Genomic DNA, 22,525 nt, shown 5'->3' with positions numbered 1-22,525 from the left:
TACGCTCGCCCGTGCAACGACGCATTGCACGACTGTCGAAGGAGATGGACCGTGACCGAGACCACCGCGCAGCAGGACCCCACGCCCCAGCGCCCCGCCCACACCGACGATCCGGAGTACGCAGCCAACCTGCGCCGGGCGACGCTCGCCTCGAGCGTCGGCAGCGCCCTCGAGTACTTCGACTTCGCCCTCTACGGCCTGTCGTCCGCGCTCATCTTCAACACGCTGTTCTTCAGCGACCTCGACCCGGCGATGGGCGTGGTCGCGGCGTTCGCCTCGTTCGGCGTCGGCTTCGCCGCCCGGCCGCTCGGCGGCCTCTTCTTCGGCACGATCGGCGACCGCATCGGGCGCAAGTGGGTGCTCGTCGTCACGATCCTGCTCATGGGCGGCGCGACGACCCTCATCGGGCTGCTGCCGACCTACGAGCAGATCGGCATCTGGGCGCCCGTGCTGCTGACGGTGCTGCGCCTCGCGCAGGGCTTCGGCGCCGGCGCCGAGCAGGCCGGCGCGACCGTGCTGATGGCGGAGTACTCACCCGTGCGGCGCCGCGGCTTCTTCTCGTCGCTGCCCTTCATCGGCATCCAGCTCGGCACGCTGCTCGCCGCCGTCGTCTTCACGTTCCTCTCGTCGCTGCCGGAGGACGTCTTCCTCGGCTGGGCCTGGCGAGTGCCGTTCCTGCTGTCGTTCGTGCTCATCCTCGTCGCGCTCTTCATCCGGATGCGCCTGCGCGAGACGCCGACGTTCGTCGAGCTCGAGAAGCACGAGCAGGTGGCCGAGCGCCCGATCCGCGACATCTTCACGAAGGGCTTCCCGGGCGTCGTGGTCGGCATCGGGCTGCGGATGGCCGAGAACGGCGGCTCCTACATGTTCCAGAACCTCGCGCTCGCCTTCGTCGCCGGCACGTTCATCGCCAACCCGGTCGACCGCGGCGTCGCCACCTGGGGCGTCACGATCGGCTCGCTCATCGGCATGGGCACGATCCCGCTCACCGGCCACCTCTCGGACCGCTTCGGCCGCCGCGCGGTGTACCGCTTCGGCGCCGTCTTCATGCTGCTCTACGCGTTCCCCGCCTGGTGGCTGCTGTCCCAGGGCGACCCGGCGACGGTCGTGGTCGTCATCGCGCTCGGCATCGGCATCGCCGTGAACACCATGCTCGGCCCGCAGTGCGCGATGCTGCCCGAGATGTTCGGCAACCGGCACCGCTACCTGGGCGTCGCGATGGCGCGCGAGATCTCCGCCGTGCTGGGCGGCGGGCTCGCGGGCGTGCTGGGCGCCTACCTGCTCGCCACGTCCGGCGGCAACTGGCTGCTGCCGGCGATCTACATGGCCACGCTCGCGCTCATCTCGACCGCATCGACGTTCCTCGTGCCCGAGACGCGCGGTCGCGACCTGCTGCGCCTCGAGGACGCCGTGAACGTCTCGACCGACGAGGGGCACGACCGCGACGCGGACCTGCCCGTCCTGACGGCCGCCCGCTGATGCGCATCGCCCGGATCGCCGTCGACGGCCGCGCGCTGCACGTCCGCGCGGACGGCGACGGGTGGGTGCCGATCGACGACCCGTACGCCGCGCTCGCCGCGGGCACGCCGGTCGCCGACGCGGGGGAGCGCGTCGACGGTCGCGACGCGACGCTCCTGGCGCCGGCCGTGCCGACCGTGCTCGTCGGCATCGCGCAGAACCGCGGCGCCGATCCGGAGCCGCCGCTGCCGGTGCAGGCGTGGCTGAAGAGCCCGCGCGGCGTCGTGCCGCACGGCGCACCCGTGCGCGTGCGCCGCGACGCCGGCCGCGTCGTCGCGGAGGCCGAGGTCGCGGTCGTCATCGGCCGCGACACGGGCGACCCCACCGAGACGCTCGTCACCACGGCGAACGCGCACGAGTTCGTGCTCGGCGTCTCGGCGGTCAACGACCTCTCCTACCCGGACCGCGCCGTGCTCGACGTGCGCAACTTCGAGTCGAAGGGCGGCGACGGCTCGACGCCGCTCGGCCCCTGGATCGACACGGACGCCCCGATCGACGACCTCGTCCTGCGGCTCGAGGTCGACGGCGAGATCGTGCGCGACACGAGCGCGCAGGCCATGCCCGTGCCCGTGCGCGAGTCGATCGCGTACGTCGCCGGCTGGCTGCGGCTCGGTCCGGGCGACGTGATCATGGCCGGCGCGCCGCGCTCGAACCACGAGGTGGCAGCGGGCTCGACGGTCTCGGTCGTCGTCGGCGGGCTTCGGCTCGAGACGCCCCTGCGCTGAGCGCACCGCGCCGCACACCGCGCGCCGCGCATCGCGCGCCGCATCGATAGCCTTGCAACGAAGGAGACAGCCATGCCCGGTCCCACCCTGAAGGTCGCCGTCGCGGTGAGCATCGACGACGCGAGCGCCGACCGCATCCGCGAGCTCGAGCCGCGCGTCGAGCTGCTGCGCGACCCCTCGCTCACGCGCCCCTGGCGCTGGACGGGCGACTGGGAGGGCGACCCCTCGTGGGAGCGCACCCCCGAGCAGCAGGAGGCGTTCGAGGCGATGCTCGACTCGGCGGACGCCCTCTTCGGGCTCCCGGACGTGTCGCCGCAGGCGCTCGCCCGCACGGTCCGCGCGAACCCGCGGCTGCGGTGGCTGCACACGACCGCGGCCGGCGGCGGCGGCCAGGTGCGGAACGCGCAGCTGACCGACGACGAGCTCGAGCGCGTCGTCGTGACGACGAGCGCGGGCATGCACGCCACGACCCTCGCCGAGTGGGCCGTCTTCGGCGTGCTCGCGGGGGCGAAGGGCCTGCGCCGGCTCGAGGCCGACCAGGCGTCGCGCACGTGGGGCGACGGCCGGCGGCTCATGCGGCACGTCAGCGAGATGACGGTGCTCGTCGTCGGGCTCGGCGGCATCGGCGCCGTCGTCGCCGAGCGCTTCTCGGCGCTCGGGGCGACCGTGTGGGGCACGACGCGCTCCGGCGAGCCCGTCGAGCACGTCGATCGCCTCGTGCCGATCGACGAGCTCGTCGAGGCCGCCGGTCAGGTCGACGCGATCGTCGCGACCCTGCCCGGCACGGCGCACACGACCGGCCTCATCGGCGCCGACGTGCTCGGCGCCGTGCGCGACGACACGATCCTCGTCAACGTGGGCCGCGGCACCGTCGTCGACGAGGACGCGCTGCTCGACGCCCTCGACGCCGGCCGCATCGGCTTCGCGGCGCTCGACGTCACCGCGGTCGAGCCGCTCCCGACCGAGTCGCGCCTGTGGGAGCACCCGAGCGTGCTGCTCAGCCCGCACACCGCCGCCCTCTCGGTGCAGGAGCCGCGCCGCATCGCCGAGCTCTTCGCGGCCAACGCGACCCGCCTCCTCGACGGCGAGCCCATGCAGAACGTGATGTCGACCAAGGAGTTCTACTGATGCCCGCAGGCCCCGCGCTGTTCGACCTCACCGGGCGCACCGCGCTCGTCACCGGCTCGAGCCAGGGCATCGGCCGCGCGCTCGTCGAGGGCCTCGCGCAGGCCGGCGCCACCGTCGTCGTGCACGGCCGCGACCGCGCGAAGGCGGAGCGCGCGGCGGCCGAGATCGCCGCGGCGACGGGCCGCGAGGCGCACGTCGCGATCTTCGACGTCACCGATGCCGAGGCGGTCGACGCCGGGATCGCCGACGTCGAGGGGCGGCTCGGCACCCCCGACATCCTCGTGAACAACGCGGGCATCCAGCGCCGCAACCCGATCGCCGACTTCACCGACGCCGACTGGCACGACCTCGTCGCCACGAACCTCACGAGCGCCTTCCTGCTGTCCAGGCGCGTCGCGCGCGGCATGATCGCCCGCGGCTCCGGCCGGATCGTCTCGATCGGCAGCGTGCAGTCGCAGCTCGCGAGGCCCTCCATCGCGCCCTACAGCGCGACGAAGGGCGCGATCGTCATGCTCACGAAGGGCCTCTGCGCCGACCTCGCGCCGCACGGCATCAGCGTCAACGCGCTCGCGCCCGGCTACTTCGCCACCGAGCTCACGCAGAAGCTCGTCGACGACGCCGAGTTCTCGGCGTGGGTCGCGCAGCGCACGCCCGCCGGCCGCTGGGGGAGGGTCGAGGACCTCGTGGGCACGCTCGTGTTCCTCTCGAGCGACGCGAGCGCCTTCGTGAACGGCCAGACCATCTACGTCGACGGCGGCATGACCGCGGTCGTCTAGGCAATCGAGAGCGGGACATGATGACCGACAACCTGGGCCTCGTCGCCCACGCGAAGGACGACGTGCGCGTCGAGGCGCTGCCCGAGCCCGCGCCGGGTGCCGACGAGGCGGTCGTCGAGATCGCCTACGGCGGCATCTGCGGCTCCGACCTGCACTACTGGCTGCACGGCGCGGCCGGCCAGTCGATCCTGCGGGAGCCGATGCTGCTCGGCCACGAGATCGTCGGCACCGTGCTGACCGCGGCCGCCGACGGCACAGGGCCCGCGGCGGGAGCGCGCGTCGCGGTGCACCCCGCGACCCCGATCGACGACGGCTCGAGCCCGTTCCCGGCCGACCGCCCGAACCTCAGCCCCGCGGGCACCTACCTCGGCTCCGCGGCGCGCATGCCGCACACCGCCGGCGCCTTCGCGCGCCGCGTGGCGCTGCCCGCGCGCATGCTCCGCGCGATCCCCGACGGCCTCGACCTGCGGCTCGCGGCGCTCGCCGAGCCCGCCGCGGTCGCGTGGCACGGCGTGGGCCAGGCCGGCGACGTCGCCGGCCGCCGCGTGCTCGTGATCGGCGCCGGCCCGATCGGCGCGCTCGCGATCGCGGTCGCGCGCCACCACGGCGCCGCCGAGGTGGTCGCGACCGACCTGCACGAGCACCCGCGCGCGCTCGCCGAGCGGCTCGGCGCCCGCGCGCTCGACGCGACCGATGCCGACGCGATCGCCGCCGTGCACGCCGACGTCGTCATCGAGTCGTCCGGCACCGTCCCCGGCCTCGCCGCCGCGATCAGCGGCGCGCGGCGGGGCGGCACCGTCGTGATGCTCGGGCTGCAGCGCGCGGGCGACATCGCCGTGCCGATGGCGAGCGCCATCACGCGCGAGCTGACGCTCGTGGGCTCCTTCCGGTTCAACGACGAGATCGACGACGTGCTGGGCGCCCTCGCCGACGGCTCGCTCGACGCGGCCGCGGTCATCAGCCACGAGCTGCCGATCGAGGACGGGCTCGAGGCGCTCGCCGTCGCACGCGACGCATCCGTATCCTCGAAGGTGCTGCTGATGTTCGCAGCCACGACGGACACAGGAGCGGTGCGATGAGCGAGACGCGATACCCGCCCATGATCATCATGGGCGTGCAGGGGTCGGGGAAGTCGACGATCGGGAAGGCGCTCGCCGAGCGGCTGAACATCGACTTCATCGACGGGGACGACCTCCACCCCAAGGCGAACAAGGACAAGATGGCCGGCGGCTCGCCCCTCACCGACGAGGACCGCGTGCCGTGGCTCAAGACGATCGGGCAGACGATCGCCGACGGCCGCGTCGACGGCCGCATCACGATCGTCGCGTGCTCGGCGCTCAAGCGCTGGTACCGCGAGCTGCTGCGCGCGAGCGACCAGGACCTCGTCTTCGTGCACCTGCGCGGCGAGCGCGACCTCGTCGCCGAGCGGCTCGCGCACCGCGACCACGAGTACATGCCGACGACGCTGCTCGAGAGCCAGCTCGAGACGCTCGAGCCGCTCGCCGATTGGGAGCGCGGCATCGTCATCTCCATCGAGCAGCGGCCCGAGGCGATCGTCGACGAGGTCACCCGCATCCTCACCGGCCGGGCAGCGGGCCGCGCCGTCGAGCCCCGTCCCGGCGCGACGGTCACCGGCGCGATCGACACGCAGCCCTCCTGATCACCCCGTGATCACGCCCTGATCCCCTCGACCGCCGCCGGCGGTCACGCATCACCCGCACACGCACACTGGAGACACCCGATGGAAGATCTCGTCCTCAACTGGGACCTCGGCACCGGAGGGCTCCTGCTGCTGGCAGCCGCGTCCATCGCGCTGCTGCTCGTCCTCATCATGGCGTTCAAGATCCACGCCTTCCTGGCGCTGATGATCACGAGCCTGCTGACGGCCGTCGCCGCCGGCATCCCGTTCGACCGGCTCATCGCAGCGCTCCAGTTCGGCTTCAACCCGACCCTCGGCAGCGTCATGCTGCTCGTCGCGCTCGGCGCGATGCTCGGCCGCATGATCGAGACCTCGGGCGGCGCGCGCGTGCTGACCGACAAGCTCATCGGCCGCTTCGGCGAGCAGCGCGCCGGCATGGCCGTCGGCGTCGCGAGCCTGCTCATGGGCTTCCCGATCTTCTTCGACGCGGGCCTCGTCGTCATGATGCCGATCATCTACGCCGTCTCCCGCCGCCTCGGCGGCTCGCTGCTGTCGGTCGCCTTCCCCGCGGCGCTCGCCTTCAGCTCGATGCACATCTTCGTGCCGCCGCACCCCGGCCCCGTGAGCGCCTCCGCCATCCTGGGCGCCGACGTCGGCCTCGTGCTCATCCTCGGCCTCGTCGTCGCGCTGCCCGTCTGGTACATCGTCGGCGTGCTCTTCGGCGGCTACGTCGGCCGCAAGTACGACGTGGGCGTGCCGACGATCCTCGACGGCACGTCCGAGCAGCACGACGAGATGGAGTCGAACCCGCGGTTCGGCAAGATCGTCTTCCTGCTGGTGCTGCCGCTCGTGCTCATCCTGCTCAACACGGGCCTGAACATGTACGCCGCGACCACGGCCGACCCCGACGCGTTCAAGGCCGAGCCCGTCGTCGCGCTGCTGCGCACGCTCGGCGAGACGCCCATCGCGCTGCTCATCACCGTGATCGTGTCGTTCTGGCTGCTCGGCTGGGGCATGGGCAAGAAGGGCTCGCTGCTCGAGAAGGTCGCCGACAGCGCGCTCGGCCCCATCTGCTCCGTCGTGCTCGTCACGGGCGCGGGCGGCATGTTCGGCGGCGTGCTCCGCGTCACCGGCATCGGCGACGCGATCGCCGAGTCGCTCAACTCTGTCGGCATGCCCGTCATCGTGGCGGCGTTCCTCATCTCGCTCATCGTCCGCATCGCGCAGGGCTCGGCGACCGTGGCGCTCACGACCGCCGCGTCGCTCATGGCGGGCGTGGTGATCGAGGGCGGCTTCAACCCGGTCGAGACCGCCGCGATCGTGCTCGCCACGGCCGCCGGCTCGGTGGGCTTCAGCCACGTCAACGACTCGGGCTTCTGGCTCGTCAGCAAGTTCTTCGGCCTCGACGTCAAGACGACGCTGAAGACCTGGACGGTCGCGCAGGGCCTCATGTCCATCGTCGGCTTCATCATCGCCTACGCGATCTACCTGCTGGGCGGCGTGTTCGGCTGATCCGGTGCGCGAGAGCGGAGGTCCGGGAGGACCTCCGCTTTCGCCGTTCCGGGGCCGTGCTGTAGAGTCGGAGGCTGAACTTCGGCGAGGGGTGCGGACGCATCCGTGATCGACGCAGTGGCAGCAGCGGACCCAGTCCTCACGCTTCGCGCGTTCGAGTCGACCATCGACGGGCCGCGGCCCACAAGGAGCACTTCCATGACTGACGGCAGCAAGCTGGTCACCGAGACCCGCACGGCATTCGGCAAGGGCGCGGCGCGCAAGCTGCGCGCCATCGGCAAGGTCCCCGCCGTGCTCTACGGCCACGGCACCGAGCCCCAGCACCTCACGCTCGACGCGCACGATGTCTTCATGCTCGTGCGTCGCTCGAACGCCATCTTCGACCTCGAGATCGAGGGCGGCTCGCAGCTCGCGCTCGTGAAGGACATCCAGCGGAACCCGGTGCTGCAGGGCGCGCAGGCGATCGAGCACCTCGACCTCATCATCGTCCAGCGCGGCGAGAAGGTCGTCGTCGACGTGCCCGTGCACGTCGAGGGCGAGTCCGCCCCCGGCACGATCACGAACCTCGAGCTCACGAGCGTCTCGATCGAGGTCGAGGCGCTGCACATCCCGAACAACCTCGTCGTCTCGATCGAGGGCCTCGAGGAGGGCGCGCACATCCTGGCCGGCGGCATCGAGCTGCCCAAGGGCTCCACGCTCCTCACTGACCCCGAGGCGCTCGTCGTCGGCATCATGGTGCCCGCGGCGCCGCAGCTCGAGGACGAGGACGCCGCACCGGCCGAGGGCGACGTCGTCGAGAGCGGCGAGGCCTCGCAGCAGACGGACGAGTCCGCGGAGTAGTCGGACCCCTCGCGTCCCATGGCGCAGACGTGGCTCGTGGTCGGGCTCGGGAATCCCGGGCCCGACTACGCGCGCACGCGCCACAACATCGGCCAGCTCGCGCTGGCCGAGGTCGAGCGCCGCGCCTGCGCGACGCCGAAGCGGCACGGCCGCGCTGACGCCCTCGTCGCCGAGTCCCGCATCATCGGCGGACCCAAGGTCGTCACGGCCTTCCCGACGAGCTGGATGAACCGCTCGGGTGGCCCGGTCGCGAAGCTCATGGACTGGTACGGCGTCGACCCCGAGCACGTCATCGTGCTGCACGACGAGCTCGACCTCCCGCTCGGCACCGTGCGCCTCAAGCAGGGCGGCGGGCACGGCGGCCACAACGGGATGCGCGACATCATCGCCGCGCGCGGCGGCGACGTGCTGCGCGTGCGGCTGGGCGTCGGGCGCCCGCCCGGCAGGCAGGATCCCGCCGACTTCGTGCTGAAGCCCTTCGCGAAGGCCGAGCAGGACGAGGCCGACCTGCTCGTGCAGCTGGGCGCCGACGCCGTCGAGCGCATCATCGCCGACGGCTTCGCCGAGGCGCAGCAGCGCATCCACGCCCCGAGCTGAGCGGCGCGGCTCGCCGCTAGCATGGAGAGTCGATCCGGAGGAGAGTGACTGTGCGCAGAGACGCCCCGCGAGTCGCCGCTGTCATGCTGGCGGTCGGGCTCGCGCTCGCCGGCTGCGCGAGCGGCACGCCCGAGCAGGACGCCGCGCCCGAGGGCCCGAACGGCTACACGCTCTCCGCGAGCTTCGACGACGGGTCCATGCTGTGGTGGGACGGCGGCGACGAGTCCGGCCTGACCGACCTGATCCTCGAGGACGAGGGCGGTCGCATGTTCGCGTCGTGCCTCGGCCGCGGTCCGCTGCTGTGCGTCGGCGGCACCGACGAGGCCCGCGGCGCCCTCGTGATCGGCCCGGCCGGCGCGGAGCGCGCCGTCATGCACTGGTACGGCACCGACGTCGAGCTCGTGCGCGGCGAGCAGACCCCTGACGACGCCCCACCGGTCTTCGCGGGCGTGATGCCGCCCGTCGGCGCGGAGGGCTCGTACAGCGTCGAGGTGTTCGACGCCGCAGGCGCCGTGGTCATGACGCAGTGACACGGGCTCAGTCAGCGAGACAGGCACAGTCAGTGAGACGGGCGCAGTGAGCCTCCGGCCCCTCCTCGAGCTGCTCGAGCGCAGCGCGCTCGCCCCGGTCGTCGAAGCGAGCCGCGGTGGCGCGCTCACGGGCATCGAGTCGATGCGCGCACCCGTCGTCGCGTCGATCGCGAGCGCCCACGACCGACCACTGCTCGTCATCACCGCCACCCGGCGCGAGGCGGACGCGGTGCGCGACGACCTCTCCGCCTGGCTCCCCGAGGCACAGGTGCTCGACCTGCCCGCGTGGGAGACGCTCCCGCACGAGCGGCTGAGCCCCTCCGCCGAGACGGTCGGCCGCCGCGGCGCGACGCTGCGCGCGGTCGCCGAGCGGCAGCCGGGCACGCCGATGGTCATCGTCGCCTCCGTGCGCGCGGCCCTGCAGCCCGTCGCCGACAACCTGCTCTCCGTCGACCCCGTCGAGCTCGTCGCCGGGGCGCGCGGCATCGACCTCGCCGCCCTGTCGCGCCGGCTCGTCGACCTCGCCTACTCGCGCGTCGACATGGTGACCAGGCGCGGCGAGTTCGCCGTGCGCGGCGGCATCGTCGATGTCTTCGCGCCCGCCGAGGACTACCCCGTGCGCATCGAGCTGTTCGGCGACGAGGTCGACCAGATGCGCTGGTTCCACGTCGCCGACCAGCGCTCGGACGCCGAGCCGATCGACCGCGTCGTGCTGCCGCCCAGCCGCGAGATGCTGCTGACGGAGGCGGTGCGCAGCCGCGCGCGCCAGCTCGCCCCCGAGTTCCCCGGCATCCAGCAGATGCTCGAGCGCATCGGCGAGGGCATCCCGGTCGAGGGCATGGAGTCGCTCGCGCCCGCGCTGCTGCCGAGGCTCGTGCCCATCACGCACTACCTGCCGGACGCGGGCGTCGTCGTGCTCGGCCCCGAGCGCATCCGCGACCGCGTCGCGAGCCTCAACGAGACGAACCACGAGTTCCTCGAGGCGGCGTGGAGCGCCGCGACCGCCGGCGGCGAGGCGCCGGTCGACCTCGCGGGCGGCTTCCTCAGCCTCGACGAGCTGCGCGACGCGGTGCGCGCGCCCTGGTGGACGTTCTCGACCCTGCAGGCCGACGACTCGGTGACCGCGGTCGAGGGGCAGCCGGTGCCGAGCTTCGCCGGTCGCGCCGACGGCGCCGTCGACCACCTCCGCGAGCGCGCGCAGGCGGGGTGGCGCGTCGTCGTCACCGCCGCCGGGCACGGCCTCGTCACGCGCGCGGCGCAGGTGCTCGGCGAGCACGAGGTGGCCGCGCGCGAGGTCGAGGCGCTGCCCCCGCAGCTCGAGCCCGGCATCGTGCACGTGACGCAGGCGTCGATCGAGCACGGCTTCTCGCTGCCGGACGAGCGCATCGAGCTCGTGAGCGAGGCGGAGTTCTTCGGCCGCGCCGTGGGCGTCGACTCCCGCCAGTCGCGCCGGCTCGCGACCCGGCGCCGGAGCGTCGTCGACCCGCTGCAGCTCAAGCCCGGCGACCACGTCGTGCACGAGACGCACGGCGTCGGCCGCTTCGTCGAGCTCACCCAGCGCACCGTGTCGACCGGCGGCCGGAACCCCGTGAAGACCACGCGCGAGTACCTCGTGATCGAGTACGCGCCGTCGAAGCGCGGGCACCCGGGCGACCGGCTGTCGGTGCCGACGGACCAGCTCGACCAGCTCAACCGCTACGTCGGCGGCGAGGCGCCGCAGCTGTCGAAGATGGGCGGCAGCGACTGGCAGCAGTCGAAGGCGAAGGCGCGCAAGGCCGTGCGCGAGATCGCGGTCGAGCTCGTGCAGCTCTACTCGGCGCGGATGGCGTCGAAGGGCCGCGCGTTCGGTCCCGACACGCCCTGGCAGCGCGAGCTCGAGGACGCGTTCCCCTACGCCGAGACGCCCGACCAGCTCACGACGATCGACGAGGTCAAGCGCGACATGGAGCGCGAGGTGCCGATGGACCGGCTGCTCTCGGGCGACGTCGGCTACGGCAAGACCGAGGTCGCCGTGCGCGCGGCGTTCAAGGCCGTGCAGGACGGCGCGCAGGTCGCGGTGCTCGTGCCCACCACGCTGCTCGTGCGGCAGCACTTCGAGACCTTCGCGGCCCGCTTCGCGGGCTTCCCCGTGCACGTCCGCGCGCTCAGTCGATTCCAGACCGACAAGGAGCACCGCGAGACCATGGCGGGGCTCGCCGACGGCACGGTCGACGTCGTCATCGGCACCCACCGGCTGCTCTCCGAGTCCGTCCGCTTCAAGGAGCTCGGCCTCGTCATCATCGACGAGGAGCAGCGCTTCGGCGTCGAGCACAAGGAGAAGCTCAAGGCGCTGAAGACGAACGTCGACGTGCTGGCGATGTCGGCGACGCCCATCCCGCGCACGCTCGAGATGGCGGTCACCGGCATCCGCGAGATGTCGACGCTCGCGACGCCGCCCGAGGCCCGCCACCCGGTGCTCACCTTCGTCGGCGCCTACAACGACCAGCAGGTGGCCGCCGCCATCCGGCGCGAGCTGCTGCGCGAGGGGCAGGTGTTCTTCGTGCACAACCGCGTCTCGTCGATCAACCGCGTCGCGGCGCACCTCGCGGAGCTCGTGCCGGAGGCGCGCATCGGCGTCGCGCACGGCAAGATGCCCGAGACGGCCCTCGAGCGCGTGATCGTCGACTTCTGGGAGAAGCAGTACGACGTGCTCGTCTCGACGACGATCGTCGAGACCGGCCTCGACATCCCCAACGCGAACACGCTCATCCTCGACCACGCCGAGCGCTACGGGCTCAGCCAGTTGCACCAGCTGCGCGGCCGCGTCGGCCGCGGCCGCGAGCGCGCGTACGCGTACTTCCTCTACGACCCGGATGCGCCGCTGTCCGAGCTCGCGCACGACCGGCTCGAGACGATCGCGGTGCACAACGAGCTCGGCGCCGGCATGCAGGTGGCGCTCAAGGACCTCGAGATCCGCGGCGCCGGGAACCTGCTCGGCGGCGAGCAGTCCGGGCACATCGCGGGCGTCGGCTTCGACCTCTACCTGCGGATGGTGGGGGAGGCCGTGGCGCTCTTCCGCGGCGAGGAGGACGAGGGGCCGCGCGAACTGCGGCTCGAGCTGCCCGTCGACGCGGTGATCCCCGAGGACTACGTCGACGCCGAGCGGCTGCGCCTCGAGGCGTACCAGAAGCTCTCGGCGGCCGCGTCGTCCCGCGACGACGAGGCCATCGACCACGTGCTCGACGAGCTGCGGGACCGCTACGGCGAGCCGCCCGCGCAGGTGAGCGCGCTCATCGCCATGGCGCGGCTGCGGCGCAAGGCGCAGCGCGCGCAGCTCTCCGAGGTCATCACCGTCGGCCCGAACCTGCGCATCGGGCCCGCCGACCTCGCCGAGTCGGTGCAGCTGCGCCTCCGCCGCATGTACCCGGAAGCGAAGCTCAACGCCCAGGCGAAGACGATCGTCGTGCCGATCCCCACCGCGGGCGGCGGGCGGCTCGCGGGCACGCAGGCGCAGCCGCTGCCCGACGCCGAGCTCATCGCCTGGGTCGACGCGCTGCTGACGGCCATCTTCCCGCCGCCGAAGGAGCCGGCGGGCGACGCCGCCGCCGAGGGTGCGGCGTGAGCGCCCTCGACGAGCTCGTCGAGGTGATGGCGCGGCTGCGGGGTCCGGGCGGCTGCCCGTGGGACGCGGAGCAGACGCACGCGTCGCTCGTGCCGTACGCGATCGAGGAGGCGCACGAGCTCGCCGAGGCGGTGGAGGCCAGGGAGGCGGGCGACGGCGACGACGCGCACCTCCGGGAGGAGCTCGGCGACGTGCTGCTGCAGGTCGTCTTCCACGCCGACATCGCGCGCGCCGAGGGCCGCTTCGACGTCGACGACGTCGCGTGGACGCTCATCGAGAAGCTGCGCCGCCGGCATCCGCACGTGTTCGCCGACCTCGCGGTCGACGGCGTCGCCGACGTGGTGGCGAACTGGGATGCGATCAAGCGCGAGGAGAAGCCGGAGCGGGGGAGCGCCCTCGACGGCATCCCCGTGAGCCTGCCGGCGCTCGCGCGCGCCGAGAAGACGATGAGCCGGGCGAAGCGCGCGGGCCTGCCGCTGCCCGAGGCGGCGGCCGTCGACGTCGGCGACGACGAGGCGGCGCTCGGCGAGGCCCTGCTCGCGCTGGTCCGCTCGGCGAGCGATCGCGGGCTCGACGCCGAGCGCGCCCTGCGCACCGCGACGCGGGCGCTCGAGCAGCGGCTGCGCGCCGCGGAGGCCGACGCGACGTGACGGCCGAGGGGGAGACGACCGCGCCGGAGGACCGCCTCTCCCTGCGTCGACTCGCCCTGCGTCGCCGCGCGTTCGCGTCGTCGCTCGTGGTCGCGGCCGCGACCACGGTCATCACCGGCTGCGCCCACGCCGTCGGCGGCGGCGTCGCGCCCGACGCGCTGCTGCTGCTCGCGGCGTTCGTGGCGACCCTGCTCGTGCTCGCGCCGGTGCTCGGCGCACGCGGCTCGGCGCCCCGTCGCGTCGTCGCAGTCACGATCGCCCAGCTGCTGCAGCACGGCGTCTACTCGCTGCCGCGGCCGTCGGCCGGCCATGCCGGCCACGCATCGGGGCACCACGATGCGGCGCTTCACGACGCAGTGCTCGGCCCGATCCTCGTCGAGCATGCGCACGCCGCGATGCCGCTCGCGCACGTGGCCGCAGGCGTCATCACCCTCTGGCTGCTGCGCGCGGTGCCGCGCGCCGTCGCCGCCGTGCTTGAGGCGGTGTCGCTGCGGCTCGCCGCGGCCGCGCTCGCCTGGACGCCGCCGCGCGTGCGGCGCGCCGCATCCGTCTCCGCCGTCAGCCCCGCGCACCGCGCGGCCCTCGACGTGCTCCGCAGCGCCCTGGTCCGGCGCGGACCGCCGGTGCTCGCCGTCTGAACCCATCCGCGCGCCCACGGGCCGCGAACCCCTTCGGCGACCGCGCGTGCGGCGCCGCTCAGACGACCGCGCGCCAGCGCCCTTCAGCACCAGGAGCACCCATGACCACCACGACCCGTCCCAGCACCCCGCGCCGCACCATCGGTCGCTCGCGCACCGTCGCCGGGCTCGGCGCCGGCATCGCCGCCACCGCGCTCGTCGTGCTCGGCCCCGCCGCCGCCGCGAGCGCCCACGTGCACGTCACGCCCTCGAGCACCGAGGCCGGCGCCACGAGCGAGCTCGCCTTCACCTTCAGCCACGGCTGCGACGGCTCGCCCACCACGGGCGTCGCCGTCACGATCCCCGAGGAGGTCCCGGCCGTGACCCTGATCGCCAACCCCGGGTGGGATGTCGCCCTCGACGTCGCCGACGGCCGCGTCGTGCGGTTCACCGCCGACGAGCCGATGCCCGACGGCGTCCGCGAGACCCTCGAGCTCGAGGTGACGCTCCCCGAGGATGCCGCCGACGGCACGGTGCTCGCCTTCCCGGCGCTGCAGTCGTGCGAGGTCGGCGAGAGCGACTGGAGCAGCGACGACCAGGCATCCGAGACGCCGGCGCCGATCCTCACCATCGGCGAGGCCGCCGAGGCGCACGGCCACGGCGCCGCAGCCGGCGCCGCCGAAGCGGCCGGTGCCGAGCACGCCGAGCACGAGGCCGAGGCCGCCGTGGCACCCGCGGCGGATGCCGGCTCCGGCGCCACGCTGCCGGTCGCGATCGCGGCCCTCGTCGCCGCCGCGGTCGCGGCCGTGCTCAGCGCGATCGCGCTGCGGCGCCAGCGGGCGACCCGATGACCGCGACGCTCGAGCGGGCGGCGGAGGCCCCCGCGGGACGGCAGCCGTGGCTCTCGCCGCTGCTGCGCCGCCTGCACTGGCTGGCCGGCGTGCTCGTCGGCCCCTTCATCCTGGTGGCGGCGCTCTCGGGCGCTGCGTACGCGCTCGCGCCATCGGTCGAGCAGGTGCTCTACCGCGACGCGCTCACGGCCCCGACCGAGGGCGAGCCGCTGCCGCTCGCCGAGCAGGTGCGCGTGGCGCAGGCGGCGGCCGGCGACGACGCATCGCTGTCGGCGCTCCGGCCGGCGCCCGAGCCTGGCGCGACGACCCGCGTGCTCTTCGCCGACCCGTCGCTCGTCGAGAGCGAGAGCCGTGCGATCTTCGTGGATCCGGTGAGCGGCGAGGTGCGCGGCGACCTCACGGTCTACGGCACGAGCGGCTCGCTGCCGCTGCGCACCGCGATCGACCACTTCCACCGGGGCCTCGGCCTCGGCGACGTCGGCAGGCTCTACTCCGAGCTCGCCGCGAGCTGGCTCGGCATCGTCGTGCTCGCGGGCGTGGGGCTGTGGATCGGGCAGTGGGTGGCGCTCCGCCGCCGCGGGCGCTCCGCGCGCGAGCTCGTGCGGCCGGAGCGCGGTGCGACCGGCGCCCGGCGCCTGCGCTCGTGGCACGCGTCGCTCGGCATCTGGCTCGCGCTCGGCGCGCTCTTCCTCTCTGCCACCGGCATCACCTGGTCGCAGCTCGCAGGGGCGAACGTGACCGGGCTGCGCGCGGCGCTCGGCTGGTCGACGCCGTCGGTCTCGACCGCCCTCGGAGACGAGGCGTCCGGCGCTGCCGCGCACGGCGACCACGGCGCGGCTGCCGCTGCGGCCGAGGTCGACCCCGCGCTGTTCGACGACGTGCTCGCCGTCGCCCGCACCGAGAACGTCGACGTCGGGCTCATCGAGCTGCGGCCGCCGGTCGACGACCAAAGCGCGTGGGTCGTGCAGGAGATCCAGCGCTCCTTCCCGACGCAGGTCGACGCGGTCGCCGTCGACGGCGCGACGCTCGAGGTCGTCGACCGCGTCGACTTCGCTGACTTCGGGCTCATCCCCAAGCTCGCGCGATGGGGCATCGACCTCCACATGGGGACGATGTTCGGGCTGGCGAACCAGCTCGTGCTGGCAGCGCTCGCGCTCGGGATCGCGGCGATCGTCGCGCTCGGCATGCGGATGTGGTGGCGGCGCGGGCCGTACCGCCGGCCGGGGCCGGCGCCGGAGGCCGGTGCCCTCGCTCGGGCGCCCTGGTGGGGCGTGGCGGCGGTGATCGTCGTCGGCTCCGCGATCGGCCTGCTGCTGCCGCTCGTCGGCTGGACGCTCGTCGCGTTCGTCGTCGTCGACGCGGTGCTCGTGGCGGTGCGCTCGCGCGCGTGATGCCGTGGCCGGGGTCGAACGGGATCGCGGCTACGGGCGGATGACGACGTTGCCGACCTTGCGGCCCGAGTCGGCGATCTCGTAGGCGCGGGCGATCTCGGCCATCGGCAGCGACGCCTGGACGACCGGGTCGAGCTCGCCGCTCGCCACGAGCCCGAGCAGGCGCGACGCGTGCTCGGGCTTGGCGGTGGCGACCCCTGCCGTGACCTGCCCGCGGGCGGTGATCGTCTGCCCGAGCGTGGCGAGCACGAGCAGGAGGGAGCCGCCGTCGGCGAGCAGCGCGCGGCCGGCCGCGGTGGAGAGCGCACCGACGGTGTCGACCACGACGTCGAAGCGCTCAGCGATCCGGTCGACGGGGGTCGTCGTGTAGTCGATGACGGCCTCCGCGCCGAGGCGCCGCACGAGCTCGGCGTTGCGCCCGCTCGTGACGCCCGTCACGCGTGCGCCGGTGAGCCGCGCGACCTGCACCGCGCTCGAGCCGACCGCGCCGGACGCGCCGACGACGAGCACCGACTGGCCGGCGCGCAGGTGGGCGACGTCGAGCAGGAAGTGCATGGCCGTGCAGCCTCCGAAGAGCACGGCCGCGGCCGTATCGTGCGAGACGCCTGCGGGCTTCGGCACCAGCCGGTCGGCGCGCACCGCGACGAGCTCGCCGTGCGCGCCCGGCCGGCCGCTGACCATGCCGGCGACCTCGTCGCCCACGGCGAGCGCCGTGACCCCCTCGCCGACCGCGTCGACGGTGCCCGAGAGCGCCATGCCGAGCACGCGCCGCCGCGGTCCGCGCAGCCCGATGGCGAGCCGCGCGGGCAGTGCGAAGCCGCGCGGGAAGCGCCCGGAGCGCATCCGCGCGTCACCCGACGTGACGGCGGCCGACGCGACGCGCACGACCACCTCACCGGGACGCGCCACCGGGTCGGCGACCTCTGCCACCCGGGCGACGGCCGGCGGACCGTACCGCTTGACGACGACTGCGCGCATGCTGTGCTCCTTACGACTGTAAGCCTGTTCGCGAGCGTACCCTTACCGGTGTAAGTCGGCAAGCGATCGGAGGCACCATGGCGACATCGCCGGATCCGCGTGCTGCGCCACGTCCGGGCCTCACCCGCGAGCGCGTCGTCGAGGCGGCTGCGGCAGTCGCCGACCGCGAGGGGCTCCACGGCGTGAGCATGCGCCGCGTGGGAGGAGAGCTCGGGGTGGAGGCGATGTCGCTGTACCACCACGTCGCGGGCAAGGACGCGCTGCTCGACGCGCTCGCGGACTGGCTCATGGTCCGGGTGGAGCGGCCGTCGCCCGACGGGCCGTGGCGCGAGGCCATCGCCGCGCGGTGCCGCTCGCTCCGTGCCGTGATGCGCGATCACCCGTGGGGGCCGGCGCTCGTCGAGTCGCGCCGCGCGCCCGGGATGGCGCTCCTCGGGCACCTCGAGGCGGTGCTCGAGTGCCTGCACCGCGGCGGCTTCCCCGTGCAGCTGGCCGCGCACGCCTTCTCGGTGCTCGATGCCTACGTCTACGGGTTCGTCTCGACCGAGCGGAGCCTGCCGTTCGAGCCGGGCGGCGGTGTCGACGACCTCGCGGCCGAGCTGGCGCTGCCCGCCGACGTGTTCCCCCGGATGGTCGAGTTCATCGGGCAGGCGATCGTCGGCCGGTCGTACGACTACGCGGACGAGTTCGAGTACGGCCTCGAGCTCGTGCTCGACGGCCTCGAGGCGAGGCTCGCCGACGGTTCGGCCGAGTCCGTCGCCCGGTAGCGCAGCCGGCCGATGGCGGCCACGAGAAGGATGCCGACGAGGAAGGCGAGCAGCACCTGGCCGGTGGGGCCGACGAGCCCCGCCCAGCCGCCGTGCTCGCCCGGGTCGAGGAACGGGTACGGGAACCAGCCGTCCACGAGCCCGCCGCGCAGCCACGCCGCCACGAGGTACGCGACCGGGTAGGCCATCCACCAGGCCGCGCGCGAGACGCGGATGCGGCGGGCGGTGGGCACGAGCAGCCAGTCGAGCCCCACCATCCAGGGCACGAAGCGGTGCTGGGCGGCGTTCGTGAAGTCGACGGTCCACGACCACACCTCGTCGGGCTGCGCGAGCAGCACGGCGTAGACGATGCCCGCGAGCACGATGTAGGCGGTGATCGCGCCGCGCACGTGGTCGAACCAGCGCGGCCGGTGCTCCTCGCGCGTGCCGAGCATCCACAGCATCAGGACGATCACGAGGATGTTGGCCTGCACCGTGAAGTAGGCGAAGTGCTCGGTCGGCGGCTCGCCCGACCGCACCATGTTGACGATGTTCCAGCCCTCGGCGAGCAGCGCGCCGAGCAGGATCACCACCCGCCAGGCGACCACCGGGACCGCGCGGTCGTGCAGGGGCCAACGGGGTCGCATGCCGCCATGATGGCACGCACCGGGCGGCCGGCGGATGCCGTGCGGCGGCGGCCGTGCAGCGCGTGCGGGAGAATGGTCGCCATGGCAACCCAGGTGCACCCGGCGCGCGGCATGCGCGACTTCCTGCCCGTCGAGAAGCGGCGCCGCGAGCGCGTGCTCCGCGTCATCCGGGACGCCTACGAGGACCACGGCTTCGAGGAGATCGAGACGCCCGTGGTCGAGGACGCCGCCCGGCTGCACGCCGGGCTCGGCGGTGACAACGAGAAGCTCGCCTTCGCCGTCATGCGCCGCGGCCTCTCCGTCGACGACCTGCGCGCCGCCGAGGCGCCGCTCGAGCTCGCCGACCTCGGGCTGCGGTTCGACCTCACCGTGCCGCTCGCCCGCTTCATCGCGACGAACCGCGCGGCCCTCCCGCCCGTCTTCCGCGCGATCCAGATCGCCCCGGTCTGGCGCGCCGAGCGCCCGCAGCGCGGCCGCTTCCGCCAGTTCGTGCAGTGCGACATCGACATCGCGGGGGAGCCGGGCATCGCGGCGGAGCTCGAGCTGCTCGCGGCGACGGGGGATGCGCTCACGCGCCTCGGGATCCCCGACGCGTTCATCCGCATCAACGACCGCCGCATCCTCGCGGCGGCGCTCGAGCACGCGGGCATCGCCGAGGAGCAGCGCGAGGGCGCGCTCATCACGGTCGACAAGCTCGACAAGATCGGCCGCGAGGGCGTCGCGGAGGAGCTGGGCGGCCGCGGCATCGACGGCGCGCGACTGCTCGACACGCTCGACGCGATCCGAGATGGGCGGATGCTCGAGGGCTTCGACGCGAGCGTGCTCGACGGCGTGCGCGAGCTGCTCGACGCGAACGTCGGCATCCGGCTCGACTTCGACCCCACGCTCGTGCGCGGCATGGGCTACTACACCGGCCCGATCTTCGAGATCGCCCACCCCGACCTGCCCTACTCGATCGGCGGCGGCGGTCGCTACGACGGCATGGTGGGCCGCTTCCTCGGCCAGGAGCTGCCGGCCGTCGGCATCTCGCTCGGCTTCGAGCGGCTCGTCGAGCTCGTCGCGCTGCCCGACGAGGGCGCCCGCGAGGCGGTCGCGCTGCTCGTCGACAAGGCGGTCGAGCCCGCCGCGGCGCTCGCGATCAAGCGCGACCTGGTCGCGGCGGGCCAGACCGTGCGGATGCAGCGGCGCACGAAGAACGTGACGGGCCTGCTCGAGCAGCTCGCCGCATCCGGCGCCACGCACTTCGCGTTCGTGCGACCGGGTGACGCCGCGGCGACCATCGAGGTCAAGCCCATCTCCTGAGCCCTCCGCTCCACGGTGCCGACTAGGCTCGACAGCGGCCATCCACTGCGACCGCCGTCCACTGCGAAACAAGGAGCACTTGTGGCACTCATCGACACCCTGCAGGCTCGCGAGATCCTCGACTCGCGCGGCAACCCGACCGTCGAGGTCGAGGTTCTGCTCTCCGACGGCTCGGTCGGCCGGGCCGCCGTGCCCAGCGGCGCCTCGACCGGCGCCTTCGAGGCCTTCGAGCTGCGCGACGGCGACAGCGCCCGCTACCTCGGCAAGGGCGTCGAGCAGGCCGTCGACGCCGTCAACGAGGAGATCGCGGAGGCCATCGAGGGCCTCTCCGCCGACGACCAGCGCATCGTCGACTCCACGCTCGTCGAGCTCGACGGCAGCGACAACAAGAAGAACCTGGGCGCGAACGCCATCCTCGGCGTCTCGCTCGCCGTCGCGAAGGCGGCCGCGGACTCGGCCAAGCTGCCGCTCTTCCGCTACCTGGGCGGCCCGAACGCCTTCCTGCTGCCCGTGCCGATGATGAACGTCATCAACGGCGGCGCGCACGCCGACACCGGCGTCGACATCCAGGAGTTCATGGTGCTGCCGATCGGCGCCGAGACGTTCCGCGAGGGCCTGCGCTGGGGCGCCGAGACGTACCACGCGCTCAAGAGCATCCTCAAGGAGCAGGGCCTCTCGACCGGCCTCGGCGACGAGGGCGGCTTCGCGCCCGACCTGGCGAGCAACCGCCTCGCGCTCGACCTGCTCGTGCAGGCGATCGAGAAGGCGGGCTTCACGCCCGGCAGCGACATCGCGCTCGGCCTCGACGTCGCGGCATCTGAGTTCTACGAGAACGGCGTGTACCGCTTCGAGGGCCAGGACCGCTCGAGCGCCGACATGACCGACTACTTCACCGACCTCGTCGACTCGTACCCGCTCGTGTCGATCGAGGACCCGATGAACGAGGAGGACTGGGAGGGCTGGGCCGCCCTCACCGAGCGCCTCGACGAGCGCGTGCAGATCGTCGGCGACGACCTGTTCGTGACCAACCCCGAGCGCCTCATCGAGGGCATCGAGCGCGGTGCGGCGAACGCGCTGCTCGTGAAGGTCAACCAGATCGGCACGCTCTCCGAGACCTTCGACGCCATCCGCATCGCGACGCAGGCCGGCTACTCGTCGGTGCTCTCGCACCGCTCGGGCGAGACCGAGGACACCACGATCGCCGACATCGCGGTCGCCGTGAACGCCGGCCAGATCAAGACGGGTGCGCCCGCCCGCAGCGAGCGCGTCGCGAAGTACAACCAGCTGCTCCGCATCGAGGAGGACCTGGGCGAGGCCGCCGAGTACGCCGGCGCCGCCGCGTTCCCGCGCTTCGAGGGCTGACGCCGCCGCACAGGATCGCCGCAGCGTCGCCGCCCCAGGCGGTTCGGGCGCTGCAGGAGGGCACTCGCCGATATCCTCGGTGGGTGCCCTCCTCCCGTGATGCCTCCGGCCAGCTGCGCGTGTCGTGGCTGCTGCTCGTGGTCGTCGGCCTCGTGGTGGCGGGCTTCGTCGTGCTCGCGCCCACGATCGGCCTGCTGCTCGAGCAGCGCCGCGACATCGCGGCCCTCGAGGCGCAGGTCGCCGCGCAGCAGGCCAACGTCGAGGCGCTGCAGAGCGACCAGGCGCGCTGGGACGACCCCGCCTACATCGAGGCGCAGGCGCGCGACCGGCTCTTCTTCGTCTACCCGGGCGAGACGAGCTTCGTCGTGCTCGACGACCGCGCGGCGCTCGACGCCGCATCCGTCGAGGTGCCCTCGGCGACGCTCGAGGAGCCCGCGGGCGACTGGGCGTCGGCGGCCGCGAGCTCGTTCCTCATCGCCGGCCTGACGGACGAGGGGCCGTCGTCCTTCGTCGGCGTCGCGCCTGATCCGCAGTGACCGCGCCGACCATCCCGGAGACCCCCATGCTCGACCCCGCGACCGACCGCGACCTCGAGATCATGGCTGCCCAGCTCGGCAGGACGATGCGCGGCGTGCTCGGCATCGGCGCGCGCTGCGCGTGCGGCGCGCCGACGGTCGTCGTGACGAGCCCGCGGCTGCCCGACGGCACGCCCTTCCCGACCTACTACTACCTCACGCATCCGGCCGCCGCGGCCGCCGCATCCAGGCTCGAGGCGGACGGCACGATGGCGGCCCTGCAGGAGCGGCTCGACGACCCGGCGGTGGCGGATGCGTACGCCGCGGCCCACGTCGCCTACCTCGCCGATCGCGAGCCGCACGGCCACGTCGAGGAGATCGCCGGCATCAGCGCCGGCGGCATGCCGACGCGCGTGAAGTGCCTGCACGCCGTGATCGCGCACGCGCTCGCCGCGGGCCCGGGCGTCAACCCGATCGGCGACGAGGCGCTCGCGCTCGCGGACTGGTCGCCCGAGGTCTGCGCGTGCCAGCCCGACGCCCGCGGACCGGCCGACCGCGAAGCGCACGCCGAGCCGCGATAGACTCGACGCACATCCACAT

22 protein-coding genes are annotated in these 22,525 nt (G+C 73.6%); 20 read left to right on the top strand and 2 right to left on the bottom strand.

Going from position 1 to position 22,525, the window contains the following annotated elements:
- The first annotated feature begins 51 nt into the window (after positions 1–51).
- From ACVWW9_RS01765 to ACVWW9_RS01695, 15 genes are all read left to right on the top strand, one after another.
- Entirely contained in the window at positions 52–1,479 is a 1,428-nt protein-coding gene (locus ACVWW9_RS01765) for an MFS transporter (protein WP_456514146.1), read from the top strand.
- Positions 1,479–2,243: a fumarylacetoacetate hydrolase family protein gene (locus ACVWW9_RS01760; RefSeq protein WP_456514145.1), complete on the top strand. Its 765-nt coding sequence runs from the start codon at positions 1,479–1,481 to the stop codon at positions 2,241–2,243. Before ACVWW9_RS01765 ends, ACVWW9_RS01760 begins: the two co-directional genes overlap by 1 nt.
- A gap of 72 nt (positions 2,244–2,315) precedes the next feature.
- The gene (locus ACVWW9_RS01755) at positions 2,316–3,371 is read left to right on the top strand and encodes a D-2-hydroxyacid dehydrogenase (protein WP_354259208.1); all 1,056 of its coding nucleotides are present in this window, start codon (positions 2,316–2,318) and stop codon (positions 3,369–3,371) included.
- On the top strand, positions 3,371–4,147 hold the full coding sequence (locus ACVWW9_RS01750; RefSeq protein WP_456514144.1) for an SDR family oxidoreductase: 777 nt from the start codon (positions 3,371–3,373) through the stop codon (positions 4,145–4,147). Before ACVWW9_RS01755 ends, ACVWW9_RS01750 begins: the two co-directional genes overlap by 1 nt.
- A gap of 20 nt (positions 4,148–4,167) precedes the next feature.
- A complete protein-coding gene (locus tag ACVWW9_RS01745; RefSeq protein ID WP_456514143.1) occupies positions 4,168–5,226 on the top strand; it encodes a zinc-binding dehydrogenase in 1,059 nt (352 codons plus the stop codon).
- Positions 5,223–5,807: a gluconokinase gene (locus ACVWW9_RS01740; protein ID WP_456514142.1), complete on the top strand. Its 585-nt coding sequence runs from the start codon at positions 5,223–5,225 to the stop codon at positions 5,805–5,807. The genes ACVWW9_RS01745 and ACVWW9_RS01740 overlap by 4 nt, the downstream gene beginning before the upstream one ends.
- An 81-nt stretch (positions 5,808–5,888) precedes the next feature.
- On the top strand, positions 5,889–7,298 hold the full coding sequence (locus ACVWW9_RS01735; protein ID WP_456514141.1) for a GntP family permease: 1,410 nt from the start codon (positions 5,889–5,891) through the stop codon (positions 7,296–7,298).
- Positions 7,299–7,496: 198 nt separating this feature from the next.
- Positions 7,497–8,138: a 50S ribosomal protein L25/general stress protein Ctc gene (locus ACVWW9_RS01730; RefSeq protein ID WP_456514140.1), complete on the top strand. Its 642-nt coding sequence runs from the start codon at positions 7,497–7,499 to the stop codon at positions 8,136–8,138.
- Between the two features lie 18 nt (positions 8,139–8,156).
- Positions 8,157–8,735 (top strand): aminoacyl-tRNA hydrolase, encoded by a 579-nt coding sequence (pth, locus tag ACVWW9_RS01725; protein ID WP_456514139.1) that lies wholly within the window; start codon positions 8,157–8,159, stop codon positions 8,733–8,735.
- A 50-nt stretch (positions 8,736–8,785) separates the two neighbouring features.
- Positions 8,786–9,265 (top strand): hypothetical protein, encoded by a 480-nt coding sequence (locus ACVWW9_RS01720; RefSeq protein ID WP_456514138.1) that lies wholly within the window; start codon positions 8,786–8,788, stop codon positions 9,263–9,265.
- Between the two features lie 46 nt (positions 9,266–9,311).
- Positions 9,312–12,866, top strand: coding sequence for a transcription-repair coupling factor (gene mfd, locus ACVWW9_RS01715; protein WP_456514137.1), 3,555 nt, complete (start codon positions 9,312–9,314; stop codon positions 12,864–12,866).
- A complete protein-coding gene (locus ACVWW9_RS01710) occupies positions 12,863–13,516 on the top strand; it encodes a MazG family protein (protein ID WP_456514136.1) in 654 nt (217 codons plus the stop codon). The genes mfd and ACVWW9_RS01710 overlap by 4 nt, the downstream gene beginning before the upstream one ends.
- Positions 13,513–14,154: a hypothetical protein gene (locus ACVWW9_RS01705; RefSeq protein ID WP_456514135.1), complete on the top strand. Its 642-nt coding sequence runs from the start codon at positions 13,513–13,515 to the stop codon at positions 14,152–14,154. The genes ACVWW9_RS01710 and ACVWW9_RS01705 overlap by 4 nt, the downstream gene beginning before the upstream one ends.
- Positions 14,155–14,255: 101 nt before the next feature.
- Positions 14,256–14,984 carry a DUF1775 domain-containing protein gene (locus tag ACVWW9_RS01700; protein WP_456514134.1) on the top strand — a complete coding sequence of 243 codons (729 nt, stop codon included), beginning with the start codon at positions 14,256–14,258 and terminating at the stop codon, positions 14,982–14,984.
- The gene (locus ACVWW9_RS01695) at positions 14,981–16,375 is read left to right on the top strand and encodes a PepSY-associated TM helix domain-containing protein (RefSeq protein WP_456514133.1); all 1,395 of its coding nucleotides are present in this window, start codon (positions 14,981–14,983) and stop codon (positions 16,373–16,375) included. Before ACVWW9_RS01700 ends, ACVWW9_RS01695 begins: the two co-directional genes overlap by 4 nt.
- A gap of 30 nt (positions 16,376–16,405) precedes the next feature.
- Here the strand turns inward: ACVWW9_RS01695 and ACVWW9_RS01690 are convergent, their stop codons facing one another.
- Positions 16,406–17,353: an NAD(P)-dependent alcohol dehydrogenase gene (locus ACVWW9_RS01690; protein ID WP_456514132.1), complete on the bottom strand. Its 948-nt coding sequence runs from the start codon at positions 17,351–17,353 to the stop codon at positions 16,406–16,408.
- 77 nt (positions 17,354–17,430) lie between these two features.
- On the opposite strand from ACVWW9_RS01690, the gene ACVWW9_RS01685 reads away from it, so the two are divergent.
- Positions 17,431–18,120, top strand: a complete 690-nt coding sequence (locus tag ACVWW9_RS01685; protein WP_456514131.1) for a TetR/AcrR family transcriptional regulator C-terminal domain-containing protein — start codon at positions 17,431–17,433, stop codon at positions 18,118–18,120.
- On the opposite strand, the gene ACVWW9_RS01680 is transcribed toward ACVWW9_RS01685, so the two are convergent.
- A complete protein-coding gene (locus tag ACVWW9_RS01680; protein ID WP_456514130.1) occupies positions 18,027–18,746 on the bottom strand; it encodes a Pr6Pr family membrane protein in 720 nt (239 codons plus the stop codon). The two genes, ACVWW9_RS01685 and ACVWW9_RS01680, sit on opposite strands and share 94 nt — an antisense overlap.
- Positions 18,747–18,827: 81 nt before the next feature.
- On the opposite strand from ACVWW9_RS01680, the gene ACVWW9_RS01675 reads away from it, so the two are divergent.
- The 4 genes from ACVWW9_RS01675 to ACVWW9_RS01660 all read left to right on the top strand — a co-directional run bounded on the left by ACVWW9_RS01675 (position 18,828) and on the right by ACVWW9_RS01660 (position 22,506).
- The gene (locus ACVWW9_RS01675) at positions 18,828–20,048 is read left to right on the top strand and encodes a histidine--tRNA ligase (RefSeq protein ID WP_456514129.1); all 1,221 of its coding nucleotides are present in this window, start codon (positions 18,828–18,830) and stop codon (positions 20,046–20,048) included.
- 81 nt (positions 20,049–20,129) lie between these two features.
- Positions 20,130–21,410 carry a phosphopyruvate hydratase gene (gene eno / locus ACVWW9_RS01670; protein ID WP_354259253.1) on the top strand — a complete coding sequence of 427 codons (1,281 nt, stop codon included), beginning with the start codon at positions 20,130–20,132 and terminating at the stop codon, positions 21,408–21,410.
- An 83-nt stretch (positions 21,411–21,493) separates the two neighbouring features.
- A complete protein-coding gene (locus tag ACVWW9_RS01665) occupies positions 21,494–21,946 on the top strand; it encodes a septum formation initiator family protein (RefSeq protein ID WP_170165479.1) in 453 nt (150 codons plus the stop codon).
- 26 nt (positions 21,947–21,972) lie between these two features.
- Positions 21,973–22,506: a DUF501 domain-containing protein gene (locus ACVWW9_RS01660; protein ID WP_456515393.1), complete on the top strand. Its 534-nt coding sequence runs from the start codon at positions 21,973–21,975 to the stop codon at positions 22,504–22,506.
- The last annotated feature ends 19 nt before the right edge of the window (positions 22,507–22,525 follow it).

This window comes from Agrococcus sp. UYP33 (assembly GCF_054060915.1).
The sequence above is the reverse complement of the archived record's forward strand: the minus strand, read 5'-3'. Positions and strand labels throughout refer to the sequence as shown.

Excerpts from the sequence above, each read along its gene's own strand:
- ACVWW9_RS01660 (WP_456515393.1), top strand. The coding sequence starts at position 21,973 with ATGCTCGACCCCGCGACCGACCGCGACCTCGAGATCATGGCTGCCCAG.
- ACVWW9_RS01730 (WP_456514140.1), top strand. The coding sequence starts at position 7,497 with ATGACTGACGGCAGCAAGCTGGTCACCGAGACCCGCACGGCATTCGGC.
- ACVWW9_RS01695 (WP_456514133.1), top strand. The coding sequence starts at position 14,981 with ATGACCGCGACGCTCGAGCGGGCGGCGGAGGCCCCCGCGGGACGGCAG.
- ACVWW9_RS01750 (WP_456514144.1), top strand. The coding sequence starts at position 3,371 with ATGCCCGCAGGCCCCGCGCTGTTCGACCTCACCGGGCGCACCGCGCTC.
- ACVWW9_RS01740 (WP_456514142.1), top strand. The coding sequence starts at position 5,223 with ATGAGCGAGACGCGATACCCGCCCATGATCATCATGGGCGTGCAGGGG.
- pth (WP_456514139.1), top strand. The coding sequence starts at position 8,157 with ATGGCGCAGACGTGGCTCGTGGTCGGGCTCGGGAATCCCGGGCCCGAC.
- ACVWW9_RS01675 (WP_456514129.1), top strand. The coding sequence starts at position 18,828 with ATGGCAACCCAGGTGCACCCGGCGCGCGGCATGCGCGACTTCCTGCCC.
- ACVWW9_RS01745 (WP_456514143.1), top strand. The coding sequence starts at position 4,168 with ATGACCGACAACCTGGGCCTCGTCGCCCACGCGAAGGACGACGTGCGC.
- ACVWW9_RS01680 (WP_456514130.1), bottom strand. The coding sequence starts at position 18,746 with ATGCGACCCCGTTGGCCCCTGCACGACCGCGCGGTCCCGGTGGTCGCC.
- ACVWW9_RS01735 (WP_456514141.1), top strand. The coding sequence starts at position 5,889 with ATGGAAGATCTCGTCCTCAACTGGGACCTCGGCACCGGAGGGCTCCTG.
- ACVWW9_RS01690 (WP_456514132.1), bottom strand. The coding sequence starts at position 17,353 with ATGCGCGCAGTCGTCGTCAAGCGGTACGGTCCGCCGGCCGTCGCCCGG.
- ACVWW9_RS01685 (WP_456514131.1), top strand. The coding sequence starts at position 17,431 with ATGGCGACATCGCCGGATCCGCGTGCTGCGCCACGTCCGGGCCTCACC.
- ACVWW9_RS01755 (WP_354259208.1), top strand. The coding sequence starts at position 2,316 with ATGCCCGGTCCCACCCTGAAGGTCGCCGTCGCGGTGAGCATCGACGAC.
- ACVWW9_RS01760 (WP_456514145.1), top strand. The coding sequence starts at position 1,479 with ATGCGCATCGCCCGGATCGCCGTCGACGGCCGCGCGCTGCACGTCCGC.
- ACVWW9_RS01700 (WP_456514134.1), top strand. The coding sequence starts at position 14,256 with ATGACCACCACGACCCGTCCCAGCACCCCGCGCCGCACCATCGGTCGC.